Origin of the sequence: Bellilinea sp. (genome assembly GCF_034432615.1) — a bacterium.
In the GTDB taxonomy this organism is placed as follows: Bacteria; Chloroflexota; Anaerolineae; order Anaerolineales; family Anaerolineaceae; genus Bellilinea.
This window is the reverse complement of the sequence record NZ_DAOUBL010000165.1, coordinates 1-10,602: the sequence shown is the minus strand read 5'-3', so window position 1 is coordinate 10,602 and position 10,602 is coordinate 1. Positions and strand designations below refer to the sequence as shown.

General features: G+C 56.9%; 10 protein-coding genes. 4 read left to right on the top strand and 6 right to left on the bottom strand.

Annotated elements, in window-relative coordinates; translation table 11 throughout:
* On the top strand, positions 1–622 hold a 622-nt coding region (locus tag VAE48_RS07900; protein WP_322792777.1), incomplete at its 5' end, for an SdrD B-like domain-containing protein.
* A gap of 312 nt (positions 623–934) precedes the next feature.
* Here the strand turns inward: VAE48_RS07900 and VAE48_RS07895 are convergent.
* The 4 genes from VAE48_RS07895 to VAE48_RS07880 form a co-directional block, all read right to left on the bottom strand.
* Positions 935–2,704 carry a S8 family serine peptidase gene (locus VAE48_RS07895; RefSeq protein ID WP_322792776.1) on the bottom strand — a complete coding sequence of 590 codons (1,770 nt, stop codon included), beginning with the start codon at positions 2,702–2,704 and terminating at the stop codon, positions 935–937.
* A gap of 19 nt (positions 2,705–2,723) precedes the next feature.
* Positions 2,724–3,806 carry a response regulator transcription factor gene (locus tag VAE48_RS07890; RefSeq protein WP_322792775.1) on the bottom strand — a complete coding sequence of 361 codons (1,083 nt, stop codon included), beginning with the start codon at positions 3,804–3,806 and terminating at the stop codon, positions 2,724–2,726.
* Positions 3,807–4,067: 261 nt separating this feature from the next.
* Entirely contained in the window at positions 4,068–4,448 is a 381-nt protein-coding gene (locus tag VAE48_RS07885) for a VOC family protein (protein ID WP_322792774.1), read from the bottom strand.
* Between the two features lie 75 nt (positions 4,449–4,523).
* Positions 4,524–4,673 carry a hypothetical protein gene (locus VAE48_RS07880; RefSeq protein ID WP_322792773.1) on the bottom strand — a complete coding sequence of 50 codons (150 nt, stop codon included), beginning with the start codon at positions 4,671–4,673 and terminating at the stop codon, positions 4,524–4,526.
* A gap of 229 nt (positions 4,674–4,902) precedes the next feature.
* Between VAE48_RS07880 and VAE48_RS07875 the strand changes: the two genes are divergently transcribed.
* The gene (locus tag VAE48_RS07875; protein WP_322792772.1) at positions 4,903–7,218 is read left to right on the top strand and encodes an ATP-dependent helicase; all 2,316 of its coding nucleotides are present in this window, start codon (positions 4,903–4,905) and stop codon (positions 7,216–7,218) included.
* Positions 7,219–7,236: 18 nt separating this feature from the next.
* Here the strand turns inward: VAE48_RS07875 and VAE48_RS07870 are convergent, their stop codons facing one another.
* Entirely contained in the window at positions 7,237–7,752 is a 516-nt protein-coding gene (locus VAE48_RS07870) for a hypothetical protein (RefSeq protein ID WP_322792771.1), read from the bottom strand.
* Positions 7,753–7,884: 132 nt separating this feature from the next.
* Here VAE48_RS07870 and VAE48_RS07865 point away from each other — a divergent pair, with 132 nt between their 5' ends.
* Positions 7,885–8,265: a nucleotidyltransferase family protein gene (locus tag VAE48_RS07865; protein ID WP_322792770.1), complete on the top strand. Its 381-nt coding sequence runs from the start codon at positions 7,885–7,887 to the stop codon at positions 8,263–8,265.
* Positions 8,262–8,732 (top strand): hypothetical protein, encoded by a 471-nt coding sequence (locus VAE48_RS07860; protein WP_322792769.1) that lies wholly within the window; start codon positions 8,262–8,264, stop codon positions 8,730–8,732. The genes VAE48_RS07865 and VAE48_RS07860 overlap by 4 nt, the downstream gene beginning before the upstream one ends.
* Positions 8,733–8,914: 182 nt before the next feature.
* On the opposite strand, the gene abc-f is transcribed toward VAE48_RS07860, so the two are convergent.
* Complete coding sequence (gene abc-f, locus VAE48_RS07855) at positions 8,915–10,564, bottom strand: ribosomal protection-like ABC-F family protein (RefSeq protein WP_322792768.1); 1,650 nt, start codon at positions 10,562–10,564, stop codon at positions 8,915–8,917.
* Positions 10,565–10,602: the final 38 nt, after the last annotated feature.

Genomic DNA, 10,602 nt, shown 5'->3' with positions numbered 1-10,602 from the left:
AGGCGATACCTGCATCAGCGTTTCGCTGCTCAATCAGGTTTCGCTGGATGACCTGCGCCGCCTCAACAATCTGGACGCGGCCTGTGTGCTGATCACCGGCAGCAAGCTGCTGCTGGGTACGGTTGAGCCGCAGCCGACCTCAGCCGTGCTGCCCACCGAAACACCGGTTTTACCTTCTCCAACTCCCTTCCGCGGCACCGGCCGGGTGTGCATTGTGCTGTTCAACGATGTGAACGGCAACGCGCTGGCTGAAGAGGGCGAAAGCGCCATCCCCGGCGGAGCGGTCAGCATCACCGACCGGCTTGGGCGCGTTTCGCTGACCGGTGAAACCAGCGCCAGTCTGGAAGAGCCGGCCTGTTTCGACAATCTGGAAGAGGGGGAGTACAATATCAGTGTCGCCATTCCGCAGGGCTATAACCCGACCACCCTGCTCAATTATGCCCTGAAGGTCAGCGCGGGAGATAATTCGGTGCTGGATTTCGGCGCGCAGTTGAGTTCGCAGGCGGTTCCCACGCCGGTCAGCGAGGGCGGGCGCTCGCCGCTCATGGCGGTGATGGGCGGCATCATCCTGCTGGCCGGGCTGGGGCTGGCGGTTTACGCCCGCCTGCTGACGCGTAAGTAACCTTCGTTCGGGAAAAGTGTGAGCCCCCCTTTCCAAAAATCGCCGAGGCGATTTTTGGGTCCCATGTCCTTTTGAGCGAGCGCAGCGAGTGCGGCAATCTCCCGCACCGCGGAGGTGCAGGTAGAGGGGGGGACTCCCGTCAGCACTGGTGAGTGTCGCTCCGCTCGGAACGACATAAGCAGTCCCATGTCCTTTTGAGCGAGCGCGGCAATCTCCGGCAGGACCCCCTCCCGCCTCCCCCAAAATCGCAGGGGCGATTTTGGGGGAGGTGCAGGTGGGGGCAAAAAGGATTTATACCGAACTGACGTGAAACTACTTCCCAATCATCGGAAGGAAAGAGCGATATGGGAAGGGGGTCAACAGAATGTTGTAAGTGGTAGTCTGATTGAGATTTACGGTTTGTTGAACGGTAGGCGAGGAGTAGTATCCCGGAAAAGAAGCCGAAACCGACCAGCCCTTTTGTGAAGCAAGCAGAATCTCATAATTCCCATTGCTATCCGTAATGACCTCGCGGCGAACATCACCAGCCTGAAACACCACCTTTGCCCCTCGGATCGGCAGGTTGGTTTCACCATCCAGCACCTGGCCGCGCAGGGTTCCGGGGAAACAAACCGCCTGCCCGGCGCGCAGCACGTTGAGATAACCGTAGCCGTAGGTGTAATTGCTCAGCCCGCCGTCCGGCGTGCCGCAGCTGCCGCTGAAGACCGGCGGGTCGGCGGTTTGCTGCAACAACTCAAAGGTGGCGGTCATATTGCTATTGCCGCGCAGCGCCGGAGCGCAGGCATACAACAGCGCAGCCGCCCCGGCAACGTGCGGGGCGGCCATCGAGGTACCGCTGGCATATGCCCAGGCATTGGTCGGTACTGAAGAAAGAATATAATCACCCGGCGCGCTCAAGTTGGGTTTGGTGTACGGCTGACTGCCGATGGCCGCCGGCCCGCGGCTGGAATAGGGAGCAATCCAACCGCTCTGCGTATGGGCGGCAACGGCGAAAGAACCCGGGTAGTCAGCCGGCGAATTGAGCGTCCAGCAGCCCTGTTGACCGGTGTTGCCGGCGGCGAAGACCGGCAAAATCCCGGCTTCCCGCCAGGCTTCAACCTTTTCGGAAAACCACGAATTGCCGCCCGGCCCACCCCACGAATTGTTGACCACCTGCGGGCGATTCGCAGGGTCAGTAGCAAGCTCCACCAGCCAGTCGGCGCAGGCGGCCAGGTGTACATAGCTGCAAGTGTTTCCGGCACAGCCCTTGCAGGCGATCCACTGCGCGCCGGGCGCCATGCCCACCTGATAGGGCAGCGCCGGGTTGTCGCTGCCCACCATCGTACCAATCGTATGCGTGCCGTGACCATGATCGTCGCAAGGCACACCCCCCGTACAGACACCGGTTGGATCCCGCCAGCAGATGGAACTGGATGGGTTGTCCTTGCAGGCGTAGGCCTCCCGCAGGGCGGGGTGATCCCACTGCGCGCCGGTATCAATGCTGGCAACCCGCACCCCCTCCCCGCGCAAACCAAACTGCGCCCAAAGATCCGGCGCGCCGGTATCGCTAATGCCCCACGCCGTGGCCTGAATTTGATTCTGGGGGGCCGGCCCGGGTTGAACCAGCTCAAAACGGGGGGCGGCCAGGGTGATTTCCACCGGCGCGCGCACTTCCTGAATCTCACCCGCCCACAGCGCGCGGTTCAGCACCGCGCGGCTGCCGTCATACACGTAAATTTCGTTGCCGGCAATGAAAGACTGATAGCGCGCCCCGGCGGCTTCCAGTGCGGCAATGACCGGCGCCTGGCTGCGCTCGGCGGTTTCCTTGAGGGTGTTATAGACATACCAGCCGCGCGTCTCCCAATCCATCTGGTAAGCCGCGCTCAAATCGGCCTGTTCGGACATCACCAGAATAAAGTCAGCGCTGCCTTCCTCCTGCAGGGTTTGCAGCACCTCGCTTTGCACCGCTACGCCGGCACTGTTGGGCGGTAAATCCTGTGCCAGGGCCGTTCCGCCAACGGTGAGCAGCGCAACCAGCAGAAGGCCGCTCAGCACCGCCATCAGCCAGCGGCGCGCCTGTTTCAACCGATAAATAGTTTGCATGAATCACCTGTTAAGGGTACTATTCGGGGTTGTCATCTTCAGGCGCCAGGCCGAGCTGGCGCGCCTGTTCGTAACTGAGCGCATCCGGGTTGACCGCTTCCGCTATCTGCTGGCCGGCGGCGCTCTCCCAAAACGATTCAACTTCGCTGGGGTCAAGGCTGGCAGCCGTGCGCTGCAACTGCGCTTCCAGTTCTGCCAGCGGCTCTTCGCCGCCGAGCACTTCTTCTACCTGTGCCATGGCGGCCGGCTGAAGCGGCGGCGCAGCGGGGGGGATTTCTGCCAGCGGGTAAAAATCCGCCCCCATGGCCTGTAAAATTGCCGCCAGATCGGTTTGAGCCTGCAGCAGCGCTTCAAATGCCAGAGCGGTGCGCAGCCCGCTGGAATCCCCTTGTTGCACGGCAACCAAACCGTAACTGCCGACCGGGGCAAGGATCAAACTGCGCTCCAGCCCGCGCAGCGCCAGAGCCGCTTGCGGTAAATCGGTGCGCACCAGCCGGCTGGCCCTGACTGCTGCACCGAGCGCAGCCATGACCGGCGCTGCCCAGTGCTGTTCAAAATCCACATCGGCCACCTCGCCGGCCTGGGCCACCACCCGCCCGCGGTCGTCACACAGCAGCACCTGAGCCGCCCCCAACTCACGGCGCAGGCGGGTCAGCAGACCGGGCAAGTCCTCGCGGGGCTGGGGCAGCGGTTCGCCTTCGCTGCGGCTTTTGGCGGGCTGCTCCTCCGGCAAGGGCAATTCCAGCAGTTCAGCGGCAGTGCGTAAAAATTCGCTCATTTCGATGGGTTTGCGCATGAAACGGTCCACTTTGGCCTCAGCCGCCTGACGGATGACATTTTCATCGGACAGGCCGGTAATCAGCATGATGCGGGTTTCCGGGCTGCGCAGGCGCACCTTTTTCAACAAATCAAAGCCGGACATGCCCGGCAGGCGAATATCGCTGATGATCAGCGAAACCGGCGGAGTGCCGCTCAATTCGAGCAGCGCCTCTTCGGCCGATTGAATCACCCGCACCGACAGCGTCCGATCCAGTGTTTCCAAAGCCAGTCGCAGCATACGGCCCAGGTCGAGGGCATCTTCCACAATCAAGATGCGTTTCATGGCAGCCTCCTGCACGAGATGAGCAAGATACATCCAGTATACCGGAAAAAACGCCCGCAAACCAAGCCGTCTGCCTTACAAATCCTTAAGCGCCGGGCAATTGAAATTAAAATCGGTTCGGTATAAATTTTTTCCCATCTTTTTGAGGGGTTTGCATCTGTTAAACACCTCCCCCAAAACCGCCTGAGGCGGTTTTTGGGGAGGCCAGGAGGGGGTTGGTTGCATTACTTACCAGGTTTTGTACTTAACCCGAACTCATGTTTAATATTGACAAACCTCGAATGTGTTGCCGTCCGGGTCAAAAAACTGAAACCAGCGCACGTCTCCTGCTTCTCCTTGAATGGAGGTCACTTTTACACCGCCTTCAACCAGTTTTTGATGTACGGTCTGGATGTCATCGCTGTAAAAAATGGGGTACGAACGCTGAAACCGGCGGGCATCTTCCACTTCTTCACCCTCTTTGAGCTGCCAGACGGTCAGGCTGCAGCCGCTTTCCAAACCAAACACCACCAGATTTTCCTGCGTGTCCTCATGGGCTACCGCTAACCCCAGCACTTCCTGAAACCACGCTTTGGACTGTTTCAGGTTTCTAACCCGCACAATGACGGTATCAATTCGTGAAAACAAGGCGGATGAAGTCATTTTATTATTCTCCCGGACAGGTTAAGAGAACCAGCGATCAAGAACAGAATTTCTATCATTATAAACGAAATAATCTCAAAAATCAATCCATTTTATCCACAGTTCAGGAAAATCCCATTTCAAGCCGTCAGCGCTGCCAGCGCGTACTCCGCCTGTCACTTCATCTTCGTCCAGGGTGATTGCGCCTTTTGTGTTCTGGGTCAGGTCTGCCGGCAAATCCAGCACTGAATGGACTGCAGAAGGTTCGAAAATTAACCCAATGGCGCAAAGACGCAGAGCATTGAAAAAGAACCCTTTGCGTCTTTGGGTCTTGGCGATAAATCTTATTTTTTTTCACCTTTTCAAGTACTGTCGTTCCAAACACAGCAACGCAATCAAAAATTTAGTGTCACTCCGAACGAAGTGACACTCACCAGTGCTGGCGGGAGTCTCCCCTTCTGTCCTCATAACCGCCATGTCGGAGATTGCCGCGCCCGCTCAACAGGAGGTTAACTTAAGAAAACCGCCATTACCCCGCCGGGGCGAAAACCACAAGCAATTCAGCGGCTTGTGGTACAATCGCCCTGCAATGATAGACCTCGACCACTTGAACGCTCAACAACGCGCGGCTGTGACTGCTCCGCTTGGGCAGGTGCTGGTGCTGGCCGGGCCGGGCTCCGGCAAGACCCGCGTGCTCACCCAGCGAATTGCCTACCTCATCGAAGCGATGGGGGTTCGTCCGCACAACATCCTCGCCGTCACATTTACCAACAAAGCCGCTCGTGAGATGCAGCACCGCCTGCAATCGCTGCTGGGGGATGCGGGTGAAGGCGTCTGGCTGGGCACCTTTCACGCCAATTGTGCCCGCATTTTGCGGCGGGAGGCGCAGTACCTCTCGTTTGACAACAATTTTGTCATCATGGACAGCGACGACCAGCAAGCGCTGGTCAAACGCGCCATCCGTGAACTCAACCTTGACGAAAAACTGTACCGCCCCACCAGCATCCACGCGGCCATCTCCACCGCCAAGAACAACCTGATCACCCCCGCCGATTTTCCCACCCAGTCCTATCGCGATGAAATCACCAAACGGATTTACGAACGCTATCAATCCCTGCTGCGCGATTCGAATGCGGTAGATTTTGATGACTTGCTGCTCGAAACCGTGCGCCTGCTGGTGGACAACCCGCAAGTCCGTGAGCGCTACGCGCGCCGCTTTGAGCATATTCTGGTGGATGAATTTCAGGATACCAATCTGGTGCAGTACGAACTGCTCAAACTGCTGGCTTCGGTTCACGGCAATTTGTTTGTGGTGGGAGACGAGGATCAATCCATCTACCGCTGGCGCGGTGCCGATTACCGCAACGTGCTGCGTTTTGAACAGGACTACCCCGCCTGCCAGAAGATTTTGCTGGAGCAGAATTACCGCTCCACCCAAACGGTGCTGGATGCAGCCCGCGCCGTGATTGACCGCAACAAACACCGCACCCGCAAGCACCTATTCTCCGAACGGGGCAGCGGCGAGCGGCTGGTGCTGTACGAAGCGGTTGACGAACACGCCGAAGCCGCCTTTGTGGTGGACACGATTCAGCAATGGATTACCAGCGGCAAAGCCCGCGGCAGCGATTTTGCCGTCATGTATCGCACCAATGCCCAGTCGCGCCTGCTGGAAGAGGCCTTCCTGCGCGCCGGGCTGCCCTACCGGCTGGTGGGGGCGCTGCGGTTCTACGGCCGGCGCGAGGTCAAAGACCTGATCTGTTTCCTGCGGCTGGTGCATAACCCGGATGACGAAGTTTCGCTGGCGCGGGTCATTAACATCCCGCCGCGCGGGGTGGGAGAAAAGACGATGGTCGCCCTGCAGCTGACCGCCCGGCAGGCAAACATGACCGCAGGGCAGTTATTGATCGAATTGGGAGAGAAGGGTGAGCAATCCGCTCATTGGGGACGCTTCAGCGGGCGCAGCATTCTACCGTTGGCCGATTTTGGCAGCCTGCTGGCCGGCTGGCGGCGCGCGGTCGCCGAAGGGTTGAGTCTGCCCGGTTTATTCGACCGCATCTTACTGGATACGGCCTATCAGGAATACATTGACGACGGCAGCGAAGAGGGCAAAGACCGCTGGGACAATGTGCAGGAACTGCGCCGGCTGGCATACGAGTTCAGTGAAGGCGGCCTGACCGCCTTTCTGGAAAATCTGGCGCTGGTTTCCGATCAGGATACGCTGCCGGAGGAAGCCGGCAACGCTGCCACCCTGCTGACTCTGCACGCTGCCAAGGGATTGGAATTTCGCTTTGTGTTCATCATCGGGCTGGATGAAGGCTTGCTGCCGCATGCCCGCTCCAAAGACGACCCGGAAGAAATGGCCGAAGAACGGCGGTTGTTGTATGTCGGCATCACCCGCGCCAAAGACCGCGTCTATCTGATACGCGCCCATCAACGCAGCCAGTACGGCAGCCCGGAAATACAGGAACCTTCCCGCTTTCTGGAAGACCTGCCCGAATCACTCATCCAGCGGCAGGGGCAGCGCCGGCAAACAGAACGCTGGGAAAGCCCCGAATCGCGCGCCTTGCGCACGCGCATTCTGGCGGCACAGCATAGTACCTCCTCGGCTGCGCTGATCGAGCCGCGCTTTCATGCCACCGACCGCGTGCGTCATCCGGTCTGGGGGGAGGGCATTGTCATGGAAAGCCGCATTCAAGATGGGGATGAAACCGTGGACGTTTATTTTGAAAGCGTGGGCTTCAAGCGGCTGGTAGCATCGCTGGCAAATCTGGAATTGCTGCCCAAATCCTAATCCGCCCCTTCTGTACAATCAGGACGTTGCAGGGAGCGGCGCCTTCTGCCAGACAGGCTCGCTGGTAAGTGGTAAACAGTCACCGCTCACGAACACGGCCCAGCCGTTCAAGGCCTGGACAAGCTGCATGGCCGCCCGGTCGGATTCACCGCAACCGATATAAATTACGAAGCAATCCGAGGGAGAACGATTCGCCACCACCCAGCCGGTCAGCGCCCGGCGTAATGCCGGCGGCCTTGAATCGGAGAGACGCAGATGGCGAGCCAGGCGGTCGGGGACTTCCTCCGGTTCATGAAAGACCGCACCGTTCAGGCCGGCGTACAGAACGCCATCCAGCGGCAGGGCGGCGCGTAGTTCGTCCAACGGCGGCGCGCCGATCACCACCGGCAGCACCCCCGGCAGGCCGAACAACCGCTTCAACGGTTGAACACGGCTTTTATCCAGCGGCTGTACGGCTTCGTAGCTCATAAACAGGCGGGTGACCGGTTCAGCGGTCAAACGTTCCAGCAGGGGAGGATGAAACAGGAATTCCATGGCGGTTATTCATAATCCGACTGAATTTGTCCTAATTTTACCAGAGGATCCTCATCCATGAGCAGTCAAAGCAGGCCGGCCGCCCCATCTTTGATGGCTCATGCTACAATAAGATAAAGGATGAGAAGAAAAATGATCCCTTCTGCAAACCCGAAATCGGACCAGTTAGAAGAATACCGCCGCTTCTACCATGAACGCAAAGCAGAAAGACAAACCAAATTAAGAGAATTGATGGAAGAAGCACGGCAAGTTGCGGCATCCGCTGCTGAGTTACTCAGAACACAATTCGGAGTAACGCGCGTGGTTTTGTTTGGGTCACTGGTTCATCCTGAATTGTTTCACTTCCAATCAGACATTGACCTTGCAGTGTGGGGATTGGCGGAAGAGGATTATTACCGTACGGTGGGCATCCTGCAATCTCTAAATCCAAAGTTTTCTGTGGATTTAGTGCGCTTTGAGGACATCTCTCCCAATTTTCAAGCGCTCATCCTCAAGGAGGGACAGGACTTATGAATGATTACATTACCCTTGCTGCAAGGATAAGGCTTTTATTGAAAGATGTTGAAAAAAGCATTCAGCGCGCCCAATTATTGATGAAAAAAGCCATCCAAACCAATGATGACGGTTATTGGGATGGTGTCGCGCTTAATCTTCATGCTTTCTATACGGGATTAGAGCATATTTTTGAAGACATTGCCCGAACGGTGGAACAAAGCGCCCCCACAGGAAAAGATTGGCACGCCGACCTCCTCACTCAAATGGCAACTCCTATTCCGAATATTCGGCCAGGGGTAATCTCAAGCGAAAGCCGCCAATGTTTGGATGAGTACAGAGGTTTTCGGCATGTGGTCAGAAATGTTTATGCCTTCAACCTTTACCCTGCCAGACTTCAAACCCTCACTCAAGGATTGGAAAATTGTTTCCAGACCGTGCAAAATGATCTTTCCCGATTTATTGACTTTTTGGAAAGCATGGATTGAGAGTTTTCTATAAAAACGTCCGTGCGGGATAAATCCTTTTTGCATCCGATTTCAGAATTTTGCCCCTTCCTGCGCCTTCCCCAATATCGCAGAAGCGATATTGGGGGAGGTTGGAGGGGGTTCATTTCGCTGCTCACCGGGTTTTGTGCTTATCCCGAACCAACGTTATAAAAGGTACTATTTCACATCTTCAAATCCTCCACCCGGATATTCGTCCCGGCTACCCGCCAGTATTGGGTGGCAAACGATTGTAAAAAATAACGGTCATGGACAACCGCCAGAATCGTCCCGCGGTAATTCTGCAGGGCCTGTTCAAAACGGGTGCGCGCCGGTATATCCAGATGATTGATAGGTTCGTCCAACAGCAGCAAATTGCACCCCTCTGCCACCAGACTGGCCAGCATCAACCTTGCTCGTTCACCAAACGAAAGCACACCTGCCGGTGTGAAAACCTCATCACCTTTGAACAGAAACTGGGAAAGAAAAGCACGTGTGGTTGTTTCGTTCCAGCCGCCAGCATCCTGAATTACCTGAAAAGCGTTCTTATCCAATGGTAAGGTTTCCTGTTCCTGCGCCATGTACCCAACCCGCACCTGACTACCCAGACGGATTTTCCCCTTCAAGGGCGGGATTGAACCAATGATTGTGCGAAGCAGAGTCGTCTTTCCGCAGCCATTTGGGCCGAGCAGGGCAGTTCGGCTGCCGTACCGCAGAGTCAGGTTCAAATCGCTCAGTAACGGCTGATTTTCATAACCGACAGTCAGATTTTCCAAAACCAGTACATCCCGCCCGCTTTCCGGCAGGCTGCCAAACTCAATTTTCATCTCCCAGCTTCGGGCAGGTTTTTCAATGCGTTCTTCGGTCAACAACCTTTGAATGCGCTTTTCAAGATTTTTGGCTTTCTGAACCGTTTCTTTGGATCGGTTGGCAAAAAAGCCAACGCTGAATCCATCGGTGTTGGCAGGGTCGGCTTTTCCACCCTTACGAAAACGAGCCCGTGAGCGAACCTGCGAAGCCGCTGCGCGCAGACGGGCAATCTCGGCCTGCTGATCCTGATAGGCCTGCCACTGCCGTTGCCTCTCGGCTGCCGTCGCTTCCAGATAGTCGGTGTAATTGCCCGGGTACAGGCGGGCTGTGTGGGGATTGGCGTCTATTTCGAGAATACTGGTGGCAACCCGGTCAAGAAAGGTACGGTCATGCGATACAATCAACGCGCCACCGCTGTAGTCCAGCAGCCATGCTTCCAGCCACTCCAGCATTTCCATATCCAGATGATTGGTTGGCTCATCCAGCAGCAGCAATCGCGGACGGTGAATGAGCATTCCCGCCAGCGCCAGACGAGTCTTTTGCCCGCCGCTCAACGCGCTTACCGGTAACTCAGGTGGCAGATGATTCAACCCCAGCCGCGCCAGCACGTGGGGTGTTTCTCCAGCCGATTGCGCGGCAGCCTCAATTTGAATCAGCAGCATATCGTATTCCGCCTGCAATTCTGCCGCACGCTCCGGGTTCATCAACGCACCGGCCACTTCAGCCAGCCGACTGGTCAACAGGGAGATTTCTCCCTGCAAGCGGCTTAGGTAGCTTTGCAGAGTATCGTGCGGCTCGAAATGGATGCTTTGTGGTAAATAGCCGACCTTGAGCGTGGCTGGCATGAAGCGGATTGTTCCGCTGTCGGGCTTTTCTTCCCCTACCAGAATACGCAGTAAAGTGGTTTTACCGCAGCCGTTGGCCCCAATCAGCCCCAACCGCTCACCGTTGTTAAGGGTAAAAGTTACATCCCGCAGGATGGTTTCAATTCCGTAAGATTTGGTTAAATTTTGAACACTGAGCATTTCAGCAACCTGTCAAGTGAATACAAAAATCCGAAGGC